Source organism: Pseudomonas sp. NY11955, from assembly GCF_048068035.1.
Taxonomy (GTDB): domain Bacteria; phylum Pseudomonadota; class Gammaproteobacteria; order Pseudomonadales; family Pseudomonadaceae; genus Aquipseudomonas.
Genome location: NZ_JBLUPS010000012.1, coordinates 168,535 through 194,513, shown reverse-complemented (window position 1 = coordinate 194,513; position 25,979 = coordinate 168,535). Strand labels below are relative to the sequence as shown.

The window sequence follows — 25,979 nt, the reverse complement described above, 5'->3', positions numbered from 1 at the left end:
CACGATACCCAGCAGGCCGATGACCATCTCCAGGCTGCGCTGCATGGCGATGCCCACCAGCACATCGGGGCCAACGCCCTGTTCGCGCAGCTTGTGCGCCAGTTGGTTGGCGCGGCGATTCAGTTCGGCATAGCTCAAGGTCTGCTCGCCAAACACCAGCGCCGGGGCGTCCGGGGTGGCGAACACCTGGGCCTCGATCAGTTGATGGATGCTGCGCTCATCCGGGTACGCGGCCTGGGTGCCGTTCCAGCCTTCGACCATCCGTTGCTGTTCCGTTTGGCCCAGCATTGGCAGCTCGCCGATAACGGCATCTGCCTGCTCGACCAGGGCCTGCAGCAGGTTGGCAAAGTAGCCCGCCAGGCGGCCGATCGCCTCGTCGCTCCACAGCGCACGGTCGTGGCTGAACTGCATCGACAAGGTGGCGCCCAGTTCCACCACCAGGGTCAGCGGGTAGTTGGTCTGCTCCTGCACCGCTACGTCACCAAAGCGCAGGCCACCTGGCGCGCCCTGTTGCAACGCTTCGGCCACCGGGTAGTTTTCGAACACCAGGATACTGTCGAACAACGCGTCGCCGCCCTGCCCCGCCCAGCGCTGCACGTCGTACAGCGGCGTGTGCTCGAACTCGCGCACGGCCAGGTTGCCGGCCTGCACCTGGCCGATCCACTCGGCCACGCGCTGCTCGGCACGCGGCGCGCCGATGACCGGCAAGGTGTTGATGAACAGGCCGATCTGCTCTTCCACCCCAGGCAGGTCAGCCGGGCGCCCGGCCACGGTGGCGCCGAAGCACACACTGGCCTGGCCGGTGCAACGCTGCAACAGCAGCAGCCACGCCGACTGCACCAGGGTGTTGACCGTGACCCGATTGGCCCGGGCGAAGGCTTCGATGCGGGCGGTCTGCTCGCGGTCGAAGGCCTGGCGGTAGTCACCGTAACCCGTGTCTGCGGCGCCAGCTTTGCCGGCGATGGCCTGGGCCAGGCGGGTCGGCTCGTCCAGGGTGGCAAGCTGAGCCTTCCAGAACGCTTCGGCAACGGCTGCGTCCTGGCCTTGCAGCCAGGCGATGTAATCGCGGTAATGCGTGGCCTGCGCTGGCGGTTCCACGCCTGCATAGCGTTGCAGCACTTCACCCAACAGCCGCGAGGTGCTCCAGCCGTCCATCAGGATATGGTGGTTGGTGTAGATCAGGTGATGGCTGGCATCACCTGTACGCACCAGTACCAGGCGCAACAGCGGCGCGGCGGCCAGGTCGAAGCCGCGCTGGCGCTCAGCCTCGGCCAGCGTCTGCAGCGCCTGCTCCAGGGCAGGCTGGCCGCGCCAGTCGTGCTCGCTGAACGGCAACTCGACAGCCTTGCGCACCACCTGCACGGCCTGCTCCAGTTCACCCTGCAAGACAAAACCGCTGCGCAGGATGTCGTGGGCGTCGAGCGTGGCCTGCCAGGCTTGCTGGAAGCGCTGCACATCCAGCCCCTGCACATCCACGCGCAATTGGTTGATGTAATTGCCGGCCTGCTGGTCGTAAAGGGTGTGGAACAGCATGCCCTGCTGCATGGGCGACAGCGGGTACACATCGGCGATCTGCGCTGCCGCCAGCGGCAGGCTGTCCAGCTGCGCCTGGGTCAATGCGGCCAGCGGGAAGTCCGACGGCGTCACGCCCTGATGCCGGGCATCGCAGCAATGCTCGACCAGCTCGGCCAGGGCCTGCTCATAGGCTTGGGCCAGGCGCTCGATGGTTGCCGGGTGGTGCACGTCGGCGCTGTAGGTCCACTCCAGGAACAGCTCGCCGCCATACACCTGGCCGGTGATGCTCAGCCAGTTGCCCAGTTGCGCGCCTGCGCATTGATTGCGGCCAGCACTTTCGCCGCTTGGGGTGAACAGGGCATCGGCTTCGCCAGTGAAACTGGCGTCGAACTGGCCCAGGTAGTTGAAGGTGACACGGGCCTGGGCGGCGCGCTCAAGCTGCCCACGCACCTCGGTATCGCCGAGGTAGCGCAGCAGGCCATAGCCGATGCCTTTGTCCGGTACGGCGCGCAGTTGCTCCTTGATGGCTTTGATCGACTGGCCAAGGTCGTGTTCGGGCGTGAGGCGCACCGGGAACAGGCTGGTGAACCAGCCTACGGTGCGGCTCAGGTCGAGGTCGTCGAACAGGTCCTCGCGGCCATGGCCTTCGAGCTGGATCAATACATTGTCTTGCCTGCTCCACTGGCACAGCGTGCGCGCCAGTGCGGTCAGCAGCAAATCGTTGATCTGCGTGCGGTAGGCCGCCGGCGCCTGCTTCAGCAGTTTGGCAGTGCGTTCGGCATCCAGCCGTGACGCGGCCGTGCGGGCATGGCTGTTGTCCAGGCTGCCTTGCGGGTTATCGCGCGGCAGTTCGACATTGCCGCCGGCCAGTGCCTGCAACCAGTAACTGCACTGGGCTTGCAGCGCAGGGGTGCCGGCGTGGGCGGTCAGGCGTTCGGCCCAGGTTTTCACCGACGCGCTCTTGGCTGGCAGGCTCACGGCCTGGCCGTTGAGCAATTGCCTGTAGGCTTCCTGCAGGTCTTCCAGCAACACCCGCCATGACACACCGTCGACCACCAGGTGGTGAACCACCAACAACAGACGCTGCTGGCCTTCGGCGAAATCGAACAGTTCGCCACGTAGCAATGGCCCATGTTCCAGGTTCAGGCTGGCTTGTACCTCATTGCCGGCTGCCTCCAGTTCGCCCAGCGCCGCCAGGTTGTGCTGGCGCAATAGCGGTGCGTTATCCAACGGCTGGAAACGTGCCTGCCACTGGCCATCGCCACGGGTGAAGCGCAGACGCAGAGCATCGTGCTGCTCGACCACCGCGCGCAAGGCTGCCTCCAGCTGACGCAGCTGTACCGGGCTGGCCGGTTTGAGCAATACCGACTGGTTCCAGTGCGCCGGTTGCGCGACATCCATCTCGAAGAACCGCGCCTGGGCGGGTAGTAACGCCACTTCGCCGCTGGTGGTCGTGTCCACGGCTGGCGCGGCAGCCAGCGGCTGCTTGGCCTCGATGCGCTTGGCCACTTGCGCCAGCTGGGCGATGGTCTGTTGTTCGAACAACTGCTTGGGGGTGATCTTGATGCCCTGGCGCTTGGCCCGGGCAATGATCTGCAGGCTGAGGATCGAATCGCCGCCCAGCTCGAAGAAGTTGTCGCTGCTGCCGACCTGCTCCAGCTTGAGCACATCGGCCCACACAGCGGCCAGCTTCTCCTCGATTTCACCTTGCGGCGCCACATAGCCACGGCTGACCGCGCCCGGCGCGGGTAGCGCGCGCTTGTCGAGCTTGCCATTGGCGGTCAGTGGCAGACGCTCCAGCAGCATTATCTGCGCCGGCACCATGTACTCAGGCAAGCGTGCTTGCAGTTGTGCCTGCAGTTGCTGCTCGGTGACGCCAGCATCGGCTACCACATAAGCCACCAGTTGCAGGCGCTCGGCATCACTGTCCAGCGGCAGGGCCAGCACCACGGCCTCGCTGACCGCAGGCAAGCCCGCCAGTAGCCGACCCACTTCGCCCGGTTCCACGCGGTAACCACGAATCTTCACCTGGTCGTCGGCACGGCCGATGAACTCGATCAGGCCATCGGCTGCCAGCCGCGCACGGTCGCCGGTGCGGTACAAGCGGGCACCGCCCTCGGTCGGTACGAAGCGTTCGGCAGTCAGCCCAGGTTGGCCCAGGTAGCCCTGGGCGACGCCCTGCCCGCCCAGGTACAACTCGCCGGCCACATGCGCCGCCAACGGGTTGAGGTAGCCATCCAGCACGTGGGCGCAAGCGTTGCCCAGCGGGCGACCGACCGGCACCGTGCGGCAGCCCGGCACGGGCTGGTCGGGCTCGAAGGTGAGCACGCCAACCGTGGTTTCGGTCGGGCCATAGTGGTTGATCACCCGGCAACCCGGGCGCAGTTCGCGGATTTTTTCCAACAGCCCCCAACTGCACGCTTCGCCGCCGAGAATCAGCGCCTCGGCAGGCAGCACATCGGCAGCGCGGGCTGCTTGCAGCAGACCTTGCAGGTGGCTTGGCACCAGTTTCAACACCCCTACCTGATGCTGCGCCATGTAGCTGGCGAAACCATCCGGGTCGAAGGCCAGTTCCTGCGGCAGCAAGTGCAGCAAGCGGCCCGATGCCAGGGCGCCGAACAGCACGGTATGGCCAAGGTCGGCTGCCGGGGTGGAAACCATCGCCATGCTCGCCTCGGCCGGTAACTGCAAGCGCTCCAGCACTGCCTGGGTATAGCTGGCCAGCGCCCCGTGGCTGACCACCACGCCTTTCGGCTGGCCGGTCGAGCCCGAGGTGTAGATAAGGTAAGCCGGCTGCTCAGAGGCGATTGCCAGGTCGAGCGGGCTGTCGCTACAGCTTGCCCAGGCGGTGTGGTCGCAGGCAATCACCTGCAAGCCGTCCAGGCCAGCGAAACGATGGTCGCCGGGTTCGTGCAGCAGCGCGGCGGCGCCACTGTCGCCAATCAATTGCTGCAGACGCTCCTGCGGTTGCTGAGTGTCCAGTGGCAGATAGGCCGCACCGGTCTTGAGCACCGCGAGCAAGGCGCTGACCCACTCGATGGAACGCGGCAGGCACAAGGCAACGACGCTGCCTGCGCCGACCCCGCGTTGGCGCAGGTAGTCGGCCAGACGATTGGACGCCGCCTCCAGCCCGGCTTGGGTCATGAACCGGTCACCGGCGCGCACGCCGCCGCGCGCCTGGCCTTGAACCCTTGCCTGGCGCCACAGGGCGAGGAAGTCACCGTGTGGATAGGCCTGCACGGCCGTTGGCAGCGCATCTGCGACGTCCGGGCAATCGACGATCGCCTGCTGCGGGTCGCGAACCAGTGCATCCAGTACCTGTCGCAGCGAAGCGGCCATGCGCTCGATGGTGGCTTGTTCGAACAGGTCGATGGCGAAGGTGAAGTAGCCTTCGATCCCGTCGGCCTTGTCGGAGAAGTCGAAGGCCAGGTCGAAACGGGCATCGCCGCCGTCACGGGCAAAGCCTTCCACCTCCAGCGCGCCCAGGCGCTGGCGCCCTGCCTCGCTGGCGGCCACGTGCTGGTTGATCTTGAACTGGAACAGCGGGTTGTGGGCCAGGTTGCGTTCGGGCAGCAAGGCGTCGACCAAATGCTCGAACGGCAACTCCTGGTGCGACTGGGCGCCGCCAATCACCTCTTTCACTTGCTCCAGCAGTGCAGCGAAGGTGGCACGCTCGTCCACCTGCACACGCAGGACCTGGGTGTTGATGAAGAAGCCGATCAGGCCTTCCAATTCCTTGCGGTTACGCCCGGCATTCGGCGCGCCGATACGGATGTCGGCCTGGCCGCTGTAGCGCGACAGCACCACCGCCATGGCCGCCAGTACCAACACGAACAGCGTATGGCCGCCCTTGCGCGCCAGGCTGCGCAGGGCCTCGGCCTGCTCGCCGGCGATGTCCACGCGCACCACCGCACCGCGCTGGCTTGGCGTGGCCGGGCGTTCGAAGTCCAGCGGCAGGCTCAGCACCGGTTGCTCGTCGCCCAACTGCGCCTGCCAGTAGGCCAGTTGGCGCTGGGCTTCACCGGCTTCAAGCCAGGCGCGCTGCCAGATGGCGTAGTCGGCGTACTGAATCGGCAATGCCGGCAGTTCGGCCTGCCGGCCCTCGGCCAGGGCGGTGTACAGCTGGATGAACTCCTGCACCAGCACATCGCTCGACCAACCGTCGGAGATGATGTGGTGCATGCTCAGCGCCAGGACATGCTCCTGGTCCGCCACCCTCAGCAAGGTCACCCGCAGCAGCGGCCCGCTCAGCAGGTCGAACGGCTGCTTGAGTGCCGCGTCCACGGCCACGCTCAGCGATGCTGCATCGGGCTCGCCGTCGAACATCACCAGTTCCAGGGGCAGCGGGCAGTGGTCGAGGATTTCCTGGTGGAATTCACCCTCCACGGAGGCGAAGCGCGTGCGCAGCGATTCGTGGCGTTGCACCAGCGCGTCCAGCGCCTGTTGCAGCACCGCCTGGTCCAATGCGCCTTTCAGGCGCACGGCCATCGGTACGTTGTAGGCCGAGCTGTCAGGCTCCAGCTGCCAGAGGAACAGCAGTCGCTGCTGGGCGTACGACAGCGGAATGTGCGCCAGGCCCTGGCGGGCGGGCACGATGGGCAGCAGGCGGAAGCTCTGCCCGCTGGCCTGCATCTTGTCCAGGATCTGCTGGCGTTGCTCCACGGGGAGGCCGACGAAACGTTGGGCGATACGTTGTGCTGCTGTGAGTTCCATGTCAGGCCTCTGTGAATGCGTTCATCATGTGTTCGATATCGCTCAGGCCGTCGTCGGAAAGGGACAGGGCCTGCTCATCTAGCACCTGGGCGAAGGCGCGCAATTGCGGGTGGGTGAAGATCAGCCGCAGGGGTATGTCCAGCCCCAACTCGACGTTGATCCGCGACACCGCCTGGGCAGCCAGCAAGGAGTGGCCGCCCAGTTCGAAGAAGTTGTCGTTCAAGCCGACCCGGGCGACGTTCAGCAACTGCGCCCAGAGGTGCGCCAACTGCTGCTGCCGCTCGGTCTGCGGCGCCTCGTAGTCATGCTGCGGCTGGTTAGGGTCCGGCAGCGGCAGGGCCTTGCGATCGAGCTTGCCGCTCGGGGTCAGCGGCATGCTCGCCAGGGTCACCAGGTAGGTCGGGATCATGTAGTCCGGCAGGCTGGCCTTGAGGTACTGCTTCAAGGCCAGGCGCAGATCGCCGTCATGCCCTTCAGCCGGCACGGCATAGGCGCACAGCTGCTTGCCGCCGGGCAGGTCGATGGCCAGTACCGTGGCCTCGCGCACGTCCGGGTGTGCCCGCAGGTACTGCTCGATCTCGCCCAGCTCGATGCGAAAGCCCCGCACCTTCACCTGGTGGTCGACACGGCCGCGATAGGCCAGCTGGCCGTTTTCGTCATAGCAACCCAGGTCACCGGTGCGGTACAGGCGGCCACCGCCAACCGGGTCGAACGGGTCGGGGATGAAGCGCTCGGCAGTCAGCGATGGCCGCTGGTGGTAACCACGTGCCAGGCAGCCTGCCCCGCCGATGAACAACTCGCCGGGCACCCCTACCGGAGAGGGCGCCAGGCCATCGTCCAGGGCATGCAAGCTACGGCCTGGTAGCGCGCGGCCGATCGGCACGCCACCCTGGCTGATCTGCTGCGCGGTCATCTGCGAGCAGTCATAGGTGGTGGCGACCACGGTGGCTTCGGTCGGCCCGTAGGTGTTCAGCAGGCGCACCGCTGGCGGGCCGTCGGCCAGCCAGGCGCGCAGGGCGTCTTCCGGCACTGCCTCGCCACCGACATGAATCTGCTTCAACTGGCCATAGGCCTGCGGCGGGCGGCGCTCCAGCGCCAGCAGGCGCCAGTAGGCTGCCGGCAGGTCGGCCACGGTCACACCGTGGCGGTTGATTTCGTCCAGCAAGGTCGCGGTGTCCCACAGCCGCAGATCGCGCAGCACTACGCAGGCGCCCTGGGCCAGCGGCGGGAAGAACTGCTCGATGAAACCGTCGAAACTGAAAGTGGCGAACTGCAGCACGCGATCGTTCGGGCTCAGCCGCGAATAGTCACCGGCCACCTGGCAGAACACCGACAAGGCATGGTGATCGATGGCCACACCCTTGGGCATGCCGGTGGAACCCGAGGTATAGATCACGTAGGCCAGGTTTTCCGGCGCAGCCTGGTTGGCCAGCGGCTCGGCGGGCCAGGCGTTCAGCCACTCGGTACCCGACTCCAGCAGCACGCAGGGCAGCTGTGCGCTCAACCGCAGGCGTTCACGCGAGGGCGCATCGGCCATCAGCAAGCCGATGTTGCTGTCCTCGACCATGTAGGCCAGGCGCTCTTGCGGGTAGTCCGGGTCCAACGGCACATAGGCGCCACCCGCCTTGTGGATGGCGATCAGTGCCAGGGCCATGCCCAGGCCGCGCTCCACGGCCACGCCAACCAGGCGATCCGGGCCAACGCCCAGTGCCCGCAGGCGATGCGCCAGCTGGTTGCTGCTGCGGTCGAGTTCGGCGTAGGTCATCTGCCGGTCGTCGAAGATCAGCGCCAGAGCGTCTGGTCGCTGACGCGCCTGGTGCTCCAGCAGTTGGTGTGCGCACAGCCCGCTAGTGGCCTGCGGCGCCGGCTTCCAACCATGGGTCAGTTGCTGGTGTTCGGCGTTACCGAGCATGTCGAGCTCGGCAATGCAGCGCTGCGGCTCGGCGCAGATGGCTTCCAACAGCGCCTGCCAATGGCCGGCCATGCGCTCGATGCGCGCAGCGTCGAACAGGTCGGTGGAGTAGTTGAACGAAGCGGTCACACCATCGGAACGCTCCAGGGTGTTGAGCGAGATGTCGTACTGCGCACCGGGCTCCAGCAGGTCCACTTCCTTGACCTGCAAGCCGTGCAGGGCGTTGCTGGACACCTGTTCGCCCAGGTCGCGCAGGTGGTTGTACAGCACCTGGAAGAACGGGTTGACGCCCTGGTCGCGGTCCGGGTACAGCGCTTCGGCCACCTCAAGGAACGGCACATCTTTGTTGGCCTGGGCCTGCAGGGTGGTTTCCTTGATCGCCGCCAGCAGTTGCGGGAACCGCTGGCTGCCATCGACGCCGATGCGGGCCACCACCACGTTGATGAAGAAGCCGATCAGCCCCTCCAGCTCCAGGCGGTTGCGGTTGGTAACGGGCACACCAATGTTCAACGTATCTTTGCGGCTGTAGCGCGACAGCACGATGGCATAGGCCGCCAGAAACACATGGAACAGCGTGGCGTTGGACGCCACCGCCAAGGCACGCAGGCGCTCGGTCAGGGCCAGCGGCAGGCGCACGTCAAAGCGGCTGCCCTGGTAGCTCTTGACCTGCGGACGGGTGCGATCAGCAGGCAGTTCGAGCACTTCGAAATCGTCCTCCAGGCGCGCTTTCCAGTAGTCGATCTGGGTCTGCATCTGCCCTTCGGCCAGCCACTTGCGCTGCCAGGCGGCGAAGTCGGCGTACTGCACCGGCAATGGCTCGATGACCTGCTGCCGGCCCGTGGCCGCCGCGTTGTAGGCAGCAGCCAACTCGCGTACCAGCAGGCTCATCGACCAGCCATCGGAAACGATGTGATGCAGGGTCAGCGACAACAGGTGCTCTTGCCCATTCACCTTGAACAGACGGGCACGCAGCAGCGGCCCCTGCTCCAGGTCGAACGGGACGAAGGCTTCGGCTTCCAGCTTGCGCAGCTGCGCCGCGTGGTCCTGGCCGCTGAGGTCTTCGAAACCGATAGGCACCGTGACGGCTGGCAGGATGCGCTGCCACGGCAAGCCATCGGCTTCGACGAACACCGTGCGCAGTGACTCGTGGCGGGCCACCAGCGCATCCAACGCTGCCTGCACCGCTGCACGGTCAAGGTTGCCCTGCATGCGCACGGCCATCGGTGTGTTGTAGGCCAGGCTTTCGGGGTTGAGCTTCCAGAACAGCCACTGGCGGTTCTGCGAACGGGAAACCGGCAGCGGTTGCTGGCGGTCGAGGATTTCGATGTCCAGGCCAGCACCCTGCTCGCCCTCGGCCACCGCCTGGGCGAAAGCCTGCAGGTCGACGGTGTCGAACAGGGTACGCAGCGGGATATCCAGCCCCAACTGCTTGCGCACCCGTGAAACGGCCTGGGTGGCCAACAGCGAATGGCCGCCGAGGGCGAAGAAGTTGTCGGTCAGGCCCACCTGCGGTACTTGCAGGACCTCCGCCCAGATTCGAGCCAGCTGCACCTGCAGCGGGGTTTGTGGCGCCTGGTAGACCACCTGGGTAGCGACCGGCTCTGGCAGCGCCTTGACGTCGACTTTGCCGTTGACGGTGACCGGCAGGTGATCCAGCACCATCAGGTAGGTTGGCACCATGTGCTCGGGCAGCAGGCCTTTGAGGCTAGCGCGGATCGAGTCCTGCCAGGCCAGGCTGTCGGCCGGCACCTGGCTGGGCACCAGCCAGGCGGCCAGTTGCAATTGCGGCGCCTGGCCATGCACGCGGACCAGGGCATTGGCGACGCCGTCCAGCCCACGCAGCTGGCTTTCGATTTCGGCCAGCTCGACGCGGTAGCCGCGGATTTTCACCTGGCCATCCATACGCCCGGCGAACTGCAGGTCGTTGCCCTGGCGCACCCAGTCACCGCTGCGGTACAGGCGCTGGCCGTGGCTGCCGTGCGGGTCGGGGACGAAGCGTTCGGCGGTGAGCGACGGGCGGTTCAGGTAGCCACGGGCAAGGCCCGCACCGCCGATGTACAGCTCGCCCTTGGCCTTGGCCGGCAGTGGCTGCAGGCAGCGGTCAAGCACCGCCACGTAGGTGTTGGCCAACGGCTGACCGAGGTGGGTTTGCTCGCTCAGTTCGGCGACCAGCACGCCGACCGTGGTTTCGGTCGGGCCATAGTGGTTGAACACCTTGAGCGCTGGCGCCAGTTGGCGGATCCTGCCCAGCAGGCCCGGGCTGATGGCCTCGCCACCAAGCACCAGGCACTGGCCAGGCAGCGCCGCGCGGCCAGCCACCAACATGGCCTCCAGGTGCGAAGGCACGATCTTCAGCGCATCCACCTGGTGCTCGGCCAGGTAGGCAGCGAAGCCTTCGGCGTCCAGCACCTGTTCGCGCAGCAGCAGGTGCAGTGTGTGGCCGCCGCACAGGGCGCCGAACAGCATGGTGTGGCCAAGGTCGGCAGCCGGGGTCGAAACCTGGGCCATGCTACGAATACGCTGCACCGGCAGGCGCGCGTCGATGCCGTCGACATAGTTGGCCAGGGCGCCGTGGCTGATCGCCACGCCCTTGGGCTGGCCGGTGGTGCCGGAGGTGTAGATCACGTAGGCCAGGTTGGCCGCTGCCGGCACAGTGCGCGGGGCGCGGGCGGTGCCAGTTTGCACCCAATCGATACGCCGCACCTTGTCGGCCAGTTCTGCCTGCCAGTTGCCGGGCGCCAGCACCAGGCGCGTGCCGCTGTCGGCGAGCATGTAGGCCAGGCGCTCGGCCGGTTGTTCAGGCTCCAGAGGCAAATACGCACCACCGGCCTTGAGTACCCCCAGGATACTGGCAAGCATGCCGACGCTGCGGTCGGCCAGCACGCCGACCAACGTGTCGGGCCCTACCCCGGCCTCGATCAACCGAGTGGCGATTGCTTCGGCTCGCGCATCGAGCTCGGCGAAGCTGGCCTGCTCACCTGCGGCCATCACCGCGGTACGCTGGGGGTGGCTGCTGGCGGCAGCGGCAAAGCGCTGGTGCACCAGCAGGGTTGCCTCGCCTGGCTGCGGTTCACCGGCAGCAACGGCCAGGCCAGGCAAAGGCAGTTCGCCTACGGCGCCAGCGGTTTCATCGGCCAGCGCGTTTACCAACGCCAGCCATTGCTCGCCGAGGGCTTCGACGGTGGTGGCATCGAACACATCCGTGGCATAGGTGAACGCCGCCTGCAACTGCCCGGCGCGTTCGTGGGTGTCCAGCGCCAGGTCGAAGCGTGCGCTGTGCTTTTCCAGCGTGATCGGCGCCAGGCTCAGGCCGGAGCGGGTCTCGATGGCCTGCACGTCCGCCACCTGCGCCTGATGGTTGAACAGCACACGGAACAGCGGGCTTTCGCTGCTGCGCGGCAGGTCCAGGGCTTCGACCAACTGCTCGAACGGCAGGTCCTGGTGGCTTTGTGCGCCCACGGCGGTTTCCCGCACGCGCTGCAGCAGGCCGGCGATATCCAGCAGTGGGTCGATCTCGGTGTGCAGCACCTGGGTGTTGATGAAGCAGCCGATCAGGCCTTGGCCTTCGGCACGGTTGCGGTTGGCGATAGGTACGCCCACGCGGATCGCGGCCTGGCCGCTGTAGCGCTGCAGCAGCAGCTTGAAGGCGGCCAGCAAGACCATGAACAGCGTAACGTTGTGCTTGCGTGCCACGGCGCGCAGGCGTTCGGCAACCTCGGCGGCGACGGGGAAGGCGTGGCGCGCGCCCCGGTAGTCGGGCCGGCCTTGGCGGGTACGATCCAGTGGCAGTTCCAGCGGCGAATGGTCATCGCCCAGGCGTGCCTGCCAGTAGGCCAGCTGGCGCTCCTGCTCACCGGCCTGCAGCCAGCTGCGCTGCCACAGGGCATAGTCGCGGTACTGGATCGGCAGCGCATCGAGCGTGGCCTCGGTGCCGGCCACGGCGGCATCGTACAGGTGCAGGAATTCATCGATCAGCACGTTCATCGACCAGCCGTCGGCGACGATGTGGTGCAGGGTCAGCAGCAGTACATGCTCCTGTGCAGCCAGTTGCAGCAGGCGCACTCGCAGCAGCGGGCCGCTGGCCAGATCGAACGGGGCCAGGGCTTCGGCTTCGGCGATGGTTTCAATCGCAGCTTGGCGGGTGTCTTCGTCCAAGTCAGCCAGGGCATCCTGGCGCAACTGCAATGGTGCGGCAACTGCATCCACCTGCTGGCGCACATCATCGCCGTCGGCGACGAAACGGGTGCGCAAGGTTTCGTGGCGCGCCACCAGGGCATCGAAGGCCTGCTGTAGAGCAGCCAGGCTCAGCGGGCCATGCAGGCGCACGGCCATGGGCAGGTTGTACGCCGCGCCTTGCGGGTCGAGCTGCCAGAGGAACCACATGCGCCGCTGGGCATACGACAGCTGGTCACGCTCGGCCACCTCCACGCCGGGCGCGATCGGCAGCACGGAAAAGTCCATGCCCTCGCCCTGCAGCGCCTTGAGGAACAGGCGGCGCTTGTCGGGGCTGAGTTCGATGAAGCGGCGGGCGAGCTTGAGCGTTTGATCAGCATTCATGTCGAGCGGTGTCCTGGCAGTCGAGCGGTAACTGTCAGACGAAGGCATGGGGGGCTGATTTAGGGGGGGATTGAAGCAGGGCCACCAGGGGCCCGCCGTTGGGAATTTGGCGCCTGTGAGATCGAGCGCCGCCCGCGCGGCGCATCGCGAGCGAAGCTCGCTCCTACATTTGTTTCGGGCCAATTATTCCTGTGACATGGGCGCGCGGCCCTTTGGCGCATGGCTGGATATCGCGTCGTACAAACAAGGCGGTCGCGCGCGCCTGTCACAGGCAATACTGTCCCGAAACAAATGTAGGAGCGAGCTTCGCTCGCGATGCGCCGCGCGGGCGGCGCTCGATCTCACAGGCGCTGCACCCCCCACGACAAACCCCTATCAGCCCAACACCTCGCTGTGCCCCTCGGCCATCGCCACCACCACCTTGCGCTTGCCAGTAAACGGCGAGCGGGCATGGGCCGCGAGCATGTTGTCGAGCATCAGCACATCGTTAGCCAACCAGGGGAAGCTGATGGTGCATTCATCCAGCACCCCGCGCACTTCATCGAGCAGCGTATCCTCGATGGTCGTACCGTCGCCGTAGTACACGTTACGCGGCAGGTCCTCTTCCTCGACAATGTCCATCAGCGATTCGCGTACCTCTGGCTGCAGGTTCGACACATGGAACAGGTGCGCCTGGTTGAACCACACGTCATCCCCGGTCACCGGGTGGCGTGCCACCACCTGGCAGCGCTGGCGGGTGCGCAGCTCGCCGTCGTCCTTCCAGATGCACTCGATGGCATGCGCCCGGCAGTAGGCCTCGACCTGGCGCGGGTCTTCGGTGTTGAACACCTGCGACCACTCCACATCGAGGCCGTTGCCATAGTTGCGCACATACATCAGCCCTTTCTCCTCCAGCCGTTGGCGAATGCGCGCCGGCATGCGCCGGTACACCTCACGGCTGTCGGCAATCGGCGTCTCGCCGCCGGTCTCGGCAGGGATCACGCTGTAGAACCAGATCTTCATCGGCCATTCCAGGGTGTAGGCCTGCTCGTTGTGCAACGGGATGCTCTGGTGCGCCGGGTACTCGGTGGAGGTGTACACCCCCTTGGTCACGTTGCTGCGCGGGGTGGAGCCGAACTCGTAGTTGAGCAGCGGGTGGCCGAAGGCGGCTGCAAACTGACGGAAGGCTTCGGCACCTGCCACCTCGAAGCCACGGAACAGGATGCCACCAGCCTGCAGCAGGTGCCGGTCCACCAGCGGCTGCAATTCGGCAAAGGCTTCCAGCAGGTCAATGCCCGGCTCCGGCGCGCGCACCAGCAGCGGCAGGTTGCCGCGCGCGGCATCCAGGGGTTCGATGGCAAAGCTCAGCAGTTCACTCATGTACGGTCACCTCAAGCCAGGGCCGCGTTGGCGGCGAAAACGGGTTTTGCGCCATCGCGGCGCCTGACTAGATGAACGAGCGGGCCAGCGGGAAATTCACCAGGGCAGCACACACAGGTAAAGCCAGCGCACGCCGGTTCGTCTGGTAGATGTGCACCCTTTCAACGCCCAGGAACCGTACATGACTCGCCAGCTTCTGCTCTTCGCCCTGCTCGCCGCAGCCCCGGCCGCCTGGTCGGCGGAGCAATGCGCCGTGGAAATCCACGGCACCGACCAGATGACCTTCGACAAGGCCACAATCAGCGTGCCCAAGGCCTGCAGCTCGTTCACCCTCACCCTCACCCACCCCGGCGAAATGCCGAAGAACGTGATGGGACACAACTGGGTGCTGAGCACTCAGGCTGACATGCAGGGCGTGCTCGATGACGGCCAGAAAGCCGGTGAAGCACAGGATTATGTGAAGCCTGGCGACACACGGGTGATCGCCCACACCCGGCTGATCGGCGGTGGCGAGAAGGACAGCGTCACCCTCGATACCAAGACGCTGAAGCCCGGTACCGACTACAGCTACTACTGCTCGTTCCCGTTCCACAGCACCTTGATGAAGGGCACCCTGACCCTCGGCAGCTGACCCCGCCCTCACTTTCACCAGCGAGATCACGCTTCATGAAAACCTCCTCCCCCGGGGCCATCCGCGAACTGCTGGGCCTGCTCAAACCTTACCGCCCGGCGGTCATCGTCTCGGTGCTGCTGGGCATGGTCGGCGGCCTCGCCGTGACCGCGTTGCTGGCCACCGTCAACCAGGGCCTGCATGCAGCAGGCGGCATGAGCCAAGGTGTGATCCTGGCCTTTGCCGGCCTGTGCGTGCTGGCCTTGGTCAGTAGCGTGGCGGCCGACAGCGGCACCAACTACGTCGGGCAGAAAGTCATCGCCCGGCTACGCAAGGACCTTGGCGCCAAGGTGCTGTCCGCGCCGATCGAACAGATCGAACGCTACCGCACCCACCGCCTGATCCCGGTACTGACCCGCGACGTCGACACCATCAGCGACTTCGCCTTCGCCTTCGCCCCGCTGGCCATCTCGCTCACCACGGTGACCGGCTGCATGGCCTACCTGGCGTGGCTGTCGTGGCCGATCTTCCTCATCACCCTGGCGGCCATCGGCATCGGCAGCGGTATCCAGTACGTGGCACGGCAAAAAGGCGTGGCGGGCTTCAACGCCGCCCGCGATGCCGAGGACAACCTGCAGAAGCACTACTCGGCCATTGCCGAGGGCGCCAAGGAGCTGCGCATCGACCGCCGTCGCCGCCATGCCATGCTGACGCGCAACATCCAAGGCACCGCCGATTTCATCGCCAACACCCACATCCGCGCCATCAACATTTTCGTGGCGGCCAAGAGCCTGGGTTCGATGCTGTTCTTCGTGGTCATCGGCCTGACCCTGGCCCTGCAATCGCTGTGGCCAAGCAACGACCCGGCGGTGATGAGCGGTTTCGTGCTGGTGCTGCTGTACATGAAAGGCCCGCTGGAAACGCTGATCGGCAACCTGCCGATCCTCGGCCGCGCCCAAGTGGCGTTCCGCCGCATTGCCGACCTGTCCGAGCGTTTCTCCTCGCCCGAACCGCACCTGCTGCTGGCGCCGCCGGTCAAGCGCGAAGCCCCGGCTACCGCGCACCTGGAACTGCACAACGTCGAATACGCCTACCCACCGGTGGACGGCAACGAGCCGTTTCGCGTCGGGCCTGTGAACCTGAGCATCGAGCCGGGCGAAATTCTGTTCATCGTCGGTGAAAATGGCTGTGGCAAGACTTCGCTGATCAAGCTGCTGCTGGGCCTGTACACCCCGCAACGTGGTGAAGTGCGCCTGAACGGCAAAGCCGTCGGCCCGGAGGCGCTGGACGACTATCGCCAGCTGTTCACCACCGTATTCGCCGATTACTACCTGTTCGAAGACCTGCCCGAGCACGAACACAGCCTGCCCAGCGATGCCACGCGCTACCTGGAACGGCTGGAAATTGCCCACAAGGTCAGCGTACGCGATGGCGCCTTTACCACCACCGACCTGTCGACCGGGCAACGCAAGCGCCTGGCGCTGGTCAATGCCTGGCTGGATGGGCGGCCGGTACTGGTGTTCGATGAGTGGGCGGCGGACCAGGACCCGACCTTCCGCCGGGTGTTCTACACCGAGCTGTTGCCGGACCTGAAGCGCTTGGGCAAGACCATCATCGTGATCTCGCATGATGACCGGTACTTCGATACGGCGGACAAGGTAGTGCACCTGAGCCGTGGCAAGGTGGTCGAAGCATTGGAGCCGGCCTGAAGAAATGTGGGGGCGCTTTGCGCCCCTTTCGCGGCACAAGGCCGCTCCTACAGGGACCGCGCCATGATGGGCTTGCGCGGTCCCTGTAGGAGCGGCCTTGTGCCGCGAATGGGCTGCCAAGCAGCCCAAATTGCGCAGAAATCAGAACAACCAGCGATACAACGCGTAAGCCACCACCACCGCCAGCACCGGCCGCAGCACGCGGTAGGCCTTGGGGTTGGCGCGCTTGAACTGCTTCACATGGCCACTGATCTTGTTGCTGAAGCGCTTGCTCCAGGCATACGCCTGGTTGATCCCACCCACGCGCTCGTCGTCGGTGTTCTGCGGCGCGGTGGCACGGCCGAGGAAGGCGCTGACCTGGCGGTTGATGCGGGTCATCAGCGGGCTGCTCAGCGGGCGTTCGATGTCACAGAACAGGATCACCCGAGTAACGTCGGTTTCGTTCTTGACCCAGTGCACGTAGGTTTCGTCGAACATCACGTCTTCGCCATCACGCCAGGCGTATTGCTCACCATCCACGTAAATGCGGCAGGCGTCGGAGTTGGGTGTGGATAGGCCCAGGTGGTAGCGCAGCGACCCCGCGAACGGATCGCGGTGCGGGTTCAGGTGGCTGCCGCCGGGCAGCAGGGCGAACATCGCGCCCTTGACGTTGGGGATGCTGCTGACCAACTCGACCGTGCGTGGGCACAGGGCTTCGGCCGATGGCAGCGGTTTGTCGTACCACTTCAGGTAAAAGCGCTTCCAACCCTTCTTGAAGAACGAGCCGAAGCCGGCATCGTTGTCCTTTTCGGCGGCGCGAATGTAGCCCTCGTCGAACAGGCGCATGGCCTCTTCGCGGATGTCCTGCCAGTTGTCTTTCAGCACGTCCAGCTCTGGGAAGCGCTGGCGGTCCAGGTAAGGCTTGGACGGCACACCGGAAAACAGGTACATCAACGCGTTATAGGGGGCGAACAGCGCCGAATGGTTGACGAACTGGCGCAACACCGGCAGGCGGGCCTTGCCGCGCAGGTGCACGAACAGCACGCTGCCGAAAAACACCAGCAAGACACCCGCCTTGGCTGCAAAGGAAAAGGTCATGCTTTCACTCCTTGGGGAAGAGCCAGGGCTGCGCGGCCTGCTCTCCAAAAAATCATCCTGCCATCATAAACCGATCCCGCCGAGGTAAAAACAACCCGGGCGGGATCGCATTGATGAAGATTTTGCAATAAACCAGGCCGCCGATCATTGCGCCGGATCAGCGGCAAGGCCGATCACTGCTGGTTTTCCTGCTCGCTGAACATGTCGCTGAACAGCATGCTCGACAGGTAACGCTCGCCCGAATCGGGAAGAATTACGACGATGGTCTTACCCTGCATTTCCGGCTTTTCGGCCAGACGCACGGCCGCGGCCATCGCCGCACCGCAGGAAATCCCACACAGGATGCCCTCCTCCTGCATCAGGCGAATGGCCATGGCCTTGGACTCATCGTCGGTCACCGTGGCCACCTGGTCGACGATCGACAAGTCGAGGTTTTTCGGCACGAAACCGGCGCCGATGCCCTGGATCTTGTGCGGGCTGGGCTTGAGCTCTTCGCCAGCCAGGGTCTGGGTAATCAGCGGCGACGAAACGGGTTCGACGGCCACCGACAGGATCGCCTTGCCCTGAGTGTGCTTGATATAGCGCGATACACCGGTGATGGTGCCGCCGGTGCCCACGCCCGCCACCAGCACGTCAACCGCACCGTCGGTATCGTTCCAGATCTCCGGGCCTGTGGTTTTTTCGTGGATGGCCGGGTTGGCCGGGTTTTCGAACTGGCCCGGCAGGAAGTACTGGGCCGGGTCGGAGGCGACGATTTCGTTGGCCTTCTCGATGGCGCCCTTCATGCCCTTGGCCGGGTCGGTCAGCACCAGTTCGGCGCCCAGCGCCTTCAGCACCTTGCGCCGCTCCAGGCTCATCGAAGCAGGCATGGTCAGCATCAGCTTGTAGCCGCGGGCGGCGGCGACGAAGGCCAGGCCGATACCGGTGTTGCCCGAGGTGGGCTCGACGATGGTCATGCCCGGTTTCAGCTTGCCGCTGCTCTCGGCGTCCCAGACCATGTTCGCGCCAATGCGGCATTTGACCGAATAGCCTGGGTTGCGCCCTTCGATCTTGGCCAGGATGGTCACGCCGCGCGGGGCAATGCGGTTGATCTGCACCAGCGGCGTGTTGCCGATGGAATGGGCGTTGTCTGCAAAGATACGGCTCATGGCAGGGGTCCTTGGCATGAAAAAAAGCAGGGAAAGACCTCAAGGGTAAGCCCCGGCCGATGGCCCGTAAAGCCTGTTCGAACTCAGCGGGGCGCGGTGCGGTCAACCGCACATCCTGCCTTGGAGACGCTCCGATGAGAGCCCGCTATCGCTGGCCGCTGTTCGGCCTGGGCAGCCTGATCGTGCTGCTGGTCGCCCTGCACCTGGCCCTGCCCTACCTGGTGCGCGACTACCTCAACGACAAACTGGCCGACATGGGCGACTACCACGGCCAGGTGGCCGATGTGGACCTGGCCTGGTGGCGCGGCGCCTACCAGATCAATGGGCTGAAAATCGTCAAGACCGGCGGCAAGGTGCCGGTACCGTTGCTCGACGCGCCGCTCATCGACCTTTCGGTGAGTTGGCGTTCGCTGTGGTACGACAAGGCGGTGGTGGCCGAGGTGACCTTCGTGCGCCCCGAGCTGAATTTCGTCGACGGTGGCAGCAAACAGGCATCGCAGACGGGCCAGGGTACCGACTGGCGTCGGCAGCTGGAAAAGCTGTTGCCCATCACCCTCAACGAAGTGCGTATCGACAACGGCGTGCTGACGTTCCGCAACTTCAACTCCAAACCGCCGGTCGATCTCAAGGCCACTCAGTTGAACGCCAACATCCGCAACCTGACCAATGTTCGCGACAAGAAAGGCCGTCGCGATGCGAGCTTCGAAGGTACGGCGCTGATAGCGGGCGATGCGAAGGTAGAAAGCCGTGCCACCTTCGACCCGTTCAGTGATTTCGATGACTTCGAATTCAGGCTTCGCGCCACCGGCATCGAGCTGCGCAAACTGAATGACTTCGCCAGCGCCTATGGCAAATTCGACTTCAATGCCGGGCACGGTGACGTGGTGATCGAGGCCCAGGCGGAAAATGGCCGGCTGAACGGCTACATAAAGCCGCTGCTGCGCGATGTCGACGTGTTCGACTGGCAACAGGACGTCGAGGAAAAGAACAAGGGCTTCTTCCGCTCGGTGTGGGAGGCCCTGGTAGGGGCGACCGAGACGGTGCTGAAGAACCAGCCGAAAAACCAGTTCGCCACCCGGGTGGAACTCAGTGGCAGCGTGCACAAGCAGGATATCAGCGCCTTCGAGGCATTTCTGCAGATCCTGCGCAACGGGTTTATCCAGGCTTTCAATGCCCGATACGAGCGAGGTGCGCCGGACTCCGACTGAGCTGGCGTGACGGGGCATTCAGGGACTGAATACCCGGTCTGCGTTTGCAGCCGCCTGGCCCCGCGTTATAGTCGGTGACAAATCGAAAACAGCTGTTGGGCCCTTCGCGGGCACGCCCGCGAAGGGCCCTGACAGGCATACGGCAGAGGACAAACCCATGAAGTTCGAAGGCACCCGCGACTACGTCGCCACAGACGACCTCAAACTGGCGGTAAACGCGGCCATCACCCTCGAACGCCCGCTACTGGTCAAGGGCGAGCCCGGCACCGGCAAGACCATGCTCGCCGAGCAGTTGGCCGCCTCGTTCGGCGCACGCCTGATCACCTGGCACATCAAGTCCACCACCAAGGCCCACCAGGGGCTGTACGAGTACGACGCGGTCAGCCGCCTGCGTGACTCGCAACTGGGCGTGGACAAGGTGCACGATGTGCGCAACTACCTGAAAAAGGGCAAGCTGTGGGAAGCTTTCGAGGCCGATGAACGGGTCATCCTGCTGATCGACGAGATCGACAAGGCCGACATCGAATTCCCCAACGACCTGCTGCAAGAGCTCGACAAGATGGAGTTCTACGTCTATGAAATCGACGAGACCATCAAGGCCAAGCAACGCCCGATCATCATCATCACTTCGAACAACGAAAAAGAGCTGCCGGACGCCTTCCTGCGCCGCTGCTTCTTCCACTACATCGCCTTCCCCGACCGCACCACGCTGCAGCAGATCGTCGACGTGCACTACCCGAACATCAGCCAGTCGCTGGTCAGCGAGGCGCTGGATGTGTTCTTCGACGTGCGCAAGGTGCCGGGCCTGAAGAAAAAGCCGTCCACCTCCGAGCTGGTCGACTGGCTGAAGCTGCTGATGGCCGACAACATCGGTGAAGCGGTGCTGCGCGAACGCGACCCGACCAAGGCCATTCCGCCGCTGGCCGGTGCGCTGGTGAAGAACGAGCAGGACGTGCAACTGCTGGAGCGCCTGGCCTTCATGAGCCGGCGCGGCAACCGCTGACAGGAGCCGCGCCATGCTGCTCAACCTGTTCAATGAAATGCGTGCGGCCAAGGTGCCGGTATCGGTACGCGAGTTGCTGGACCTGCATCAGGCCCTGCAAAAGCACGTGGTGTTCGCCGACATGGACGAATTCTACTACCTCGCCCGCGCCATCCTGGTGAAGGACGAACGCCATTTCGACAAGTTCGACCGGGCCTTCGCCGCCTACTTCAAGGGCCTGGAAAACCTCGACCGGCATATCGAGGCGCTGATCCCCGAAGACTGGCTGCGCAAGGAGTTCGAGCGCTCGCTGAGCGAGGAAGAACGCGCGCAGATCCAGTCGCTGGGGGGCCTGGACAAGCTGATCGAGGCATTCAAGAAACGCCTTGAAGAGCAAAAGGAACGCCACGCTGGCGGCAACAAGTGGATCGGCACCGGCGGCACCAGCCCGTTCGGCTCGGGCGGCTTCAACCCCGAAGGCATTCGCGTGGGCGAGGCCGGCAAACGCCAGGGCAAAGCGGTAAAGGTGTGGGACCAGCGCGAGTACAAGAACCTCGACGACCAGGTGGAACTGGGCACGCGCAACATCAAGCTGGCCTTGCGCCGGCTACGCAAGTTCGCCCGTGAAGGTGCCGCCGAAGAGCTGGACATCGACGGCACCATCGACCACACCGCGCGGGACGCCGGGTTGCTGAACATCCAGATGCGCCCGGAGCGGCGCAACACCGTCAAACTGCTGTTGCTGTTCGACATCGGCGGCTCGATGGACGCCCACATCAAGGTCTGCGAGGAGCTGTTCTCGGCGTGCAAGACCGAATTCAAGCACCTGGAGTACTACTACTTCCACAACTTCGTCTACGAGTCGGTGTGGAAGAACAACCTGCGCCGCACCTCGGAGCGGTATTCCACCTTCGACCTGCTGCACAAGTACGGCGACGACTACAAAGTGATCTTCGTCGGCGATGCGGCCATGGCGCCCTACGAAATCACCCAGCCGGGTGGCAGCGTGGAGCACTGGAACGAAGAGGCCGGGTATGTGTGGATGCAGCGCTTCATGGAGAAATTCAGGAAGATCATCTGGATCAACCCGTACCCCAAGCAGGCCTGGGACTACACCGCGTCGACCCACCTGGTGCGTGATCTGATCGAGGACAAGATGTACCCGCTGACCTTGCAGGGGTTGGAGGAAGGGATGCGCTACCTGTCCAAGTGATGCTGACTGTGCCGCCCGCTCCCAGCAGGCCATGCACAGGAATTGTAGGAGCAGCCTTGTGCTGCGAAGGGGCCCTGACTGCCAAAAGGCATCTTCTGTCGGGCTGGCCTCTTCGCAGCACAAGGCTGCTCCTACAGGTACGCCACAGGTCCTGAGGTGGGTGAAGGGCCGGCAGATTTACCGCCAACGCTCCAGGTATTCCTGCTGCTCGCGCCAGGCCTCGTCCTGCACCACCGCCCGGAACCGCACCACTGCCCCCGGCATGCATTGCGCCAACTGCGCCAGCGCCAACGGCGTCAACGCCCCCAGCCGCGGATACCCGCCAATGGTCTGCCGGTCGTTGAGCAGCACGATCGGCTGCCCATCCGGCGGCACCTGCACCGCCCCCAACGGTATGCCTTCGGAAATCATCGGCGCGCCCTGGTAGACCAACTGCGGCCCCAACAGGCGAACGCCCATGCGGTCTGCCCGGCTGTCCAGCGTCCAGTCACTGTTAAACGCCTCGAACAGGCTGATACCGCTGAAGTCGCCGATCTGCGCCCCCATCACCAGATCGAGCACAGGTTTTTGTGCGTACTGCGGGCGCAAGGCTTGCGGCACCTCGCGCAGGGTTGCATCGCTAGCGCTGAACACCAATGCCTGGCCTTCAGCCAGCGCAGCACCCTGCCCATCGATACCCCCCAGTTCTTCACGCACCACGGTGGCACAGCTGCCCAGCACATCCTCGCCCAGGAACCCGCCCGGAGCCGCCAGGTAAGCCCGCAGCCCCTGCTTCGGCTGCTTGAGGGTAAGGCGCTGCCCTTTGCCCAGGGCAAAACTGCGCCAAGGCGCGACCGGCTGATCATCGACACGCGCGTCCAGGTCGGCACCGGCCAGCGCCAGCACACAATCCTGCTCCGCCACGACACAGAAGCCACCCAGTGCCACCTCGACCACCGGCGCGTCCAACGGGTTGCCCAGCAGCCAGTTGGCCCAATGCATCGCCACCCAGTCCAGCGCCCCGCCCTGGGTCACGCCCAGGTGGCGCACGCCAAAGCGCCCGGCATCCTGCAACTGGCACAGCGGCGTACTGGCCTCGATCTTCAACTGCTTCATCCTTGCGCCTCCACATCGCCGCCCAAGGCCAGGAACTCGCTGCGCGAAACCGGCACGAAACGCACCCGGTCACCCGGTTGCAACAAGCTGTACCCCTCACGCTCACGGTCGAACAAGCGTACCGGCGTGCGCCCGATGAGGTTCCAGCCACCCGGCGATACCGCCGGATACGCTGCCGTCTGACGCTCGGCAATGCCCACACTACCCGCCGCCACCCGCTTGCGCGGGGTGCTCAGGCGTGGGCTGGCCAGGCGTTCGTCCACCAGGCCCATGAAACCGAAACCGGGGGCGAAGCCCAGGGCGAACACCGGGTATTCACGTTCGCTGTGCAAGCGAACCACCTCGGCTTCAGTCAACCCGCTGCGCGCCGCCAGCACAGGCAGCTCAGGGCCGACACTGGCGTCGTACCACACCGGGATCTCATGCTGGCGCCCGCCGCTACCGGCGTCGGGCTGCAAACCGTCCAGCGCTTGATGGATCAGTGCCCTCGCCTCGCCAGGCGGCAGGTCGAACTGCACCATCAGCGTGGTGTAGGACGGCACCAGGTCCAGCAGGCGCTCGCCGAAGGCTGCGCTCAAGCGCTGGCTGGCGGCGAGCATCCACGGCATGTTGGCCTCGTCGATACGGTCGAACAGGCGCACCATCAGGCAATCGATAGCCACCACTTCGATGCGCGCTTTCATCGTGGCTCCAGGGCATCGAGAGCCTGGCGAATCTGCCGCACCGCCGCCACCGAACTGTCGTTGTCGCCATGTACGCACAGCGTGCTGGCCTGCAGGCGCAGGGCACTGCCATCGTCCGCCACCAGCGTGTCGCCACGGGCCAGGCGCACCGCCTGCTCCACCACCAGTGCCGGGTCGTGATGCACCGCGCCCGGCAGGCGCCGCGATACCAGGTGGCCACTGGCGGTGTAGGCGCGGTCGGCGAACGCCTCGAACCACAGCGGTACGCCGATTTCATCGCCCAGGGCCTGGGCAGCGCGGTTGTCGGCGGTGGCCATCAGCATCAGCGGCAGGTTGCTGTCGTAGGCGGCCACGGCCTCCAGCACGCTGCGCAGTTTGAGCGGGTCGGCCATCATGTCGTTGTACAGCGCGCCATGGGGCTTCACGTAGGCCACGCGGCCACCCAGCACTTTGCAGATGCCATCCAGCGCACCGATCTGGTAATGCAGCAGGTCACGGATTTCCTCCGGGCTGCAGGCCATGGAGCGGCGGCCGAAGCCGACCAGGTCCGGGTAGGCCGGGTGGGCGCCGATGGTCACCCCATGCTCCAGCGCCAAGGCCACGGTGCGGCGCATGATGCTGGGGTCGCCAGCGTGGTAGCCGCAGGCGATGTTGGCGCAATCGATGTAAGGCATCACCTCGGCATCCAGGCCCATGCGCCAGCTGCCGAAACTCTCGCCCATGTCGCAATTGAGTAGCAGGCGTTCCACCACGCGGTCTCCCTTGTTGTTGTTCATAGGCCTACCTTACCGCGCCAGCAGCTGTTTGCCGCGGGTTTCCGGCAGGCTCAAGGCCGCCACGATCACAATCCCGTAGGACACGGCAGAGAACACGCCAATACCCAGGCCCAGCGGCACATTCTGGCCAAGCATGCCGATCAGCAGCGGAAACAGCGCCGCGATGACCTTGCCGATGTTGTAGCAGAAGCCCTGCCCCGAACCCCGAATGCGCGTGGGGAACAGCTCCGTCAGAAACGCCCCCATGCCGCTGAAGATGCCCGAGGCGAAGAAGCCCAGCGGAAAGCCCAGCCACAGCATCACGCCATCGCTGACCGGCATCTGCGTATACAGCAGCACGATGATGAACGAGCCCACGGCGAACAGGATGAAGTTCTTCTTGCGCCCCAGCAGGTCGGACAAGTAGGCGCTGACCACATAACCCACGTACGAGCCGACGATCACCATGGCCAGGTAGCCACCGGTGCCCAGCACGCTCAGGCCGCGCTCGTTCTTGAGGAAGGTCGGCAGCCACGAGGTGATGGCGTAGTAGCCGCCCAGTGCGCCAGTGGTCAGCAAGGACGCACGCACGGTGGTCCAGAGCATGCCCGGTGCGAAGATTTCGTAGAAGTGCGAAGGTGCCTCGGCGTTTTCCACCGACTTGGCCTCGCGGTACACCTCGGGGTCCTTGACCAGGCGGCGAACGAAAATCACGAAGATCGCCGGCACCAGCCCCAGCAGGAACAGCGCGCGCCAGGCCTGCTCTGGCGGCAACCATGAGAACAGCAGCGCATAGAGAATCGCCGTGAGGCCCCAGCCGATGGCCCAACCGGACTGCACCATGCCAACCGCCTTGCCTCGGTCCTGAGCACGGATCACCTCGCCGATCAACACCGCGCCGGCGGTCCATTCACCGCCGAAACCAAAGCCCATCAGGGTGCGGGCGATCAGCAGTTGCTGGTAGTTCTGGGCGAAGCCGCAGAGGAAGGTGAAGAAGGCGAACCACAGCACCGTCAGCTGCAGGGTGCGTACTCGGCCGATGCGGTCGGAGAGGATGCCGGCCACCCAGCCCCCCACGGCCGAGGCGATCAGTGTGCTGGTGTGGATCAACCCGGCTTCGGTGGTGGTGATGCCCCACAGCATGATCAGCGTGGGGATGACGAAGCTGAGCATCTGCGTGTCCATGCCGTCCAGGCCATAGCCGATCTTGCAGCTCCAGAAGGTGCGTCGTTGCTGTTTGTCGATGTCACGGTACCAGGCGAAAGGCCCGGACGAAGATGGGGTACTGACCTGCTGCACGCCGGTGGGGTTCATGGATGCCTCGGCTTGTTGGTATTGTTTTATGGGCGACATAAAGCGTCGCGGCCTGGGCGCCATTGTTCAGAGGCCGCGACGATTGAGTCCAACGATAAAAACCGCCGGTCTGGAACAAGAAAAACTGAT

14 protein-coding genes are annotated in these 25,979 nt (G+C 65.0%); 5 read left to right on the top strand and 9 right to left on the bottom strand.

Annotated elements, in window-relative coordinates; translation table 11 throughout:
* From ACNFBR_RS21780 to ACNFBR_RS21770, 3 genes are all read right to left on the bottom strand, one after another.
* Positions 1-6,228, bottom strand: a 6,228-nt coding sequence (locus tag ACNFBR_RS21780; RefSeq protein WP_416736724.1) for an amino acid adenylation domain-containing protein, incomplete at its 3' end; no start/stop codon positions are given.
* 1 nt (position 6,229) lies between these two features.
* Positions 6,230-12,697: an amino acid adenylation domain-containing protein gene (locus ACNFBR_RS21775; protein WP_416736723.1), complete on the bottom strand. Its 6,468-nt coding sequence runs from the start codon at positions 12,695-12,697 to the stop codon at positions 6,230-6,232.
* A 375-nt stretch (positions 12,698-13,072) separates the two neighbouring features.
* Complete coding sequence (locus tag ACNFBR_RS21770; RefSeq protein WP_416736722.1) at positions 13,073-14,056, bottom strand: TauD/TfdA family dioxygenase; 984 nt, start codon at positions 14,054-14,056, stop codon at positions 13,073-13,075.
* Between the two features lie 181 nt (positions 14,057-14,237).
* Here ACNFBR_RS21770 and azu point away from each other — a divergent pair, with 181 nt between their 5' ends.
* Both azu and ACNFBR_RS21760 read left to right on the top strand, forming a co-directional pair.
* The gene (gene azu / locus ACNFBR_RS21765) at positions 14,238-14,687 is read left to right on the top strand and encodes an azurin (protein WP_416736721.1); all 450 of its coding nucleotides are present in this window, start codon (positions 14,238-14,240) and stop codon (positions 14,685-14,687) included.
* Positions 14,688-14,722: 35 nt separating this feature from the next.
* On the top strand, positions 14,723-16,375 hold the full coding sequence (locus ACNFBR_RS21760) for a cyclic peptide export ABC transporter (RefSeq protein WP_416736720.1): 1,653 nt from the start codon (positions 14,723-14,725) through the stop codon (positions 16,373-16,375).
* A 141-nt stretch (positions 16,376-16,516) separates the two neighbouring features.
* Here the strand turns inward: ACNFBR_RS21760 and ACNFBR_RS21755 are convergent, their stop codons facing one another.
* Entirely contained in the window at positions 16,517-17,452 is a 936-nt protein-coding gene (locus tag ACNFBR_RS21755) for an aspartyl/asparaginyl beta-hydroxylase domain-containing protein (protein WP_416736719.1), read from the bottom strand.
* Positions 17,453-17,625: 173 nt separating this feature from the next.
* Positions 17,626-18,600: a cysteine synthase A gene (gene cysK / locus ACNFBR_RS21750; protein WP_416736718.1), complete on the bottom strand. Its 975-nt coding sequence runs from the start codon at positions 18,598-18,600 to the stop codon at positions 17,626-17,628.
* A 134-nt stretch (positions 18,601-18,734) separates the two neighbouring features.
* On the opposite strand from cysK, the gene ACNFBR_RS21745 reads away from it, so the two are divergent.
* The 3 genes from ACNFBR_RS21745 (at position 18,735) to ACNFBR_RS21735 (ending at position 22,003) form a co-directional block, all read left to right on the top strand.
* Positions 18,735-19,808: a DUF748 domain-containing protein gene (locus tag ACNFBR_RS21745; protein ID WP_416736717.1), complete on the top strand. Its 1,074-nt coding sequence runs from the start codon at positions 18,735-18,737 to the stop codon at positions 19,806-19,808.
* A 157-nt stretch (positions 19,809-19,965) separates the two neighbouring features.
* Complete coding sequence (locus tag ACNFBR_RS21740; protein ID WP_003254658.1) at positions 19,966-20,811, top strand: AAA family ATPase; 846 nt, start codon at positions 19,966-19,968, stop codon at positions 20,809-20,811.
* A gap of 13 nt (positions 20,812-20,824) precedes the next feature.
* Entirely contained in the window at positions 20,825-22,003 is a 1,179-nt protein-coding gene (locus ACNFBR_RS21735; RefSeq protein WP_416736716.1) for a vWA domain-containing protein, read from the top strand.
* 177 nt (positions 22,004-22,180) lie between these two features.
* Here the strand turns inward: ACNFBR_RS21735 and ACNFBR_RS21730 are convergent, their stop codons facing one another.
* The 4 genes from ACNFBR_RS21730 to ACNFBR_RS21715 are packed head-to-tail and all read right to left on the bottom strand — an operon-like array spanning position 22,181 to position 25,850.
* Positions 22,181-23,098 carry a biotin-dependent carboxyltransferase family protein gene (locus ACNFBR_RS21730; RefSeq protein ID WP_416736715.1) on the bottom strand — a complete coding sequence of 306 codons (918 nt, stop codon included), beginning with the start codon at positions 23,096-23,098 and terminating at the stop codon, positions 22,181-22,183.
* Positions 23,095-23,781, bottom strand: a complete 687-nt coding sequence (gene pxpB, locus ACNFBR_RS21725; RefSeq protein WP_416736714.1) for a 5-oxoprolinase subunit PxpB — start codon at positions 23,779-23,781, stop codon at positions 23,095-23,097. Before pxpB ends, ACNFBR_RS21730 begins: the two co-directional genes overlap by 4 nt.
* Positions 23,778-24,557: a 5-oxoprolinase subunit PxpA gene (locus ACNFBR_RS21720; protein ID WP_416736713.1), complete on the bottom strand. Its 780-nt coding sequence runs from the start codon at positions 24,555-24,557 to the stop codon at positions 23,778-23,780. Before ACNFBR_RS21720 ends, pxpB begins: the two co-directional genes overlap by 4 nt.
* A gap of 9 nt (positions 24,558-24,566) precedes the next feature.
* Positions 24,567-25,850: an MFS transporter gene (locus ACNFBR_RS21715; RefSeq protein ID WP_416736712.1), complete on the bottom strand. Its 1,284-nt coding sequence runs from the start codon at positions 25,848-25,850 to the stop codon at positions 24,567-24,569.
* Positions 25,851-25,979 lie beyond the last annotated feature (129 nt).

What these genes read in the sequence shown, in the direction of transcription:
- ACNFBR_RS21775 (WP_416736723.1), bottom strand. Translation starts at nt 12,697, where the DNA reads ATGAATGCTGATCAAACGCTCAAGCTCGCCCGCCGCTTCATCGAACTC.
- ACNFBR_RS21770 (WP_416736722.1), bottom strand. Translation starts at nt 14,056, where the DNA reads ATGAGTGAACTGCTGAGCTTTGCCATCGAACCCCTGGATGCCGCGCGC.
- azu (WP_416736721.1), top strand. Translation starts at nt 14,238, where the DNA reads ATGACTCGCCAGCTTCTGCTCTTCGCCCTGCTCGCCGCAGCCCCGGCC.
- ACNFBR_RS21760 (WP_416736720.1), top strand. Translation starts at nt 14,723, where the DNA reads ATGAAAACCTCCTCCCCCGGGGCCATCCGCGAACTGCTGGGCCTGCTC.
- ACNFBR_RS21755 (WP_416736719.1), bottom strand. Translation starts at nt 17,452, where the DNA reads ATGACCTTTTCCTTTGCAGCCAAGGCGGGTGTCTTGCTGGTGTTTTTC.
- cysK (WP_416736718.1), bottom strand. Translation starts at nt 18,600, where the DNA reads ATGAGCCGTATCTTTGCAGACAACGCCCATTCCATCGGCAACACGCCG.
- ACNFBR_RS21745 (WP_416736717.1), top strand. Translation starts at nt 18,735, where the DNA reads ATGAGAGCCCGCTATCGCTGGCCGCTGTTCGGCCTGGGCAGCCTGATC.
- ACNFBR_RS21740 (WP_003254658.1), top strand. Translation starts at nt 19,966, where the DNA reads ATGAAGTTCGAAGGCACCCGCGACTACGTCGCCACAGACGACCTCAAA.
- ACNFBR_RS21735 (WP_416736716.1), top strand. Translation starts at nt 20,825, where the DNA reads ATGCTGCTCAACCTGTTCAATGAAATGCGTGCGGCCAAGGTGCCGGTA.
- ACNFBR_RS21730 (WP_416736715.1), bottom strand. Translation starts at nt 23,098, where the DNA reads ATGAAGCAGTTGAAGATCGAGGCCAGTACGCCGCTGTGCCAGTTGCAG.
- pxpB (WP_416736714.1), bottom strand. Translation starts at nt 23,781, where the DNA reads ATGAAAGCGCGCATCGAAGTGGTGGCTATCGATTGCCTGATGGTGCGC.
- ACNFBR_RS21720 (WP_416736713.1), bottom strand. Translation starts at nt 24,557, where the DNA reads ATGAACAACAACAAGGGAGACCGCGTGGTGGAACGCCTGCTACTCAAT.
- ACNFBR_RS21715 (WP_416736712.1), bottom strand. Translation starts at nt 25,850, where the DNA reads ATGAACCCCACCGGCGTGCAGCAGGTCAGTACCCCATCTTCGTCCGGG.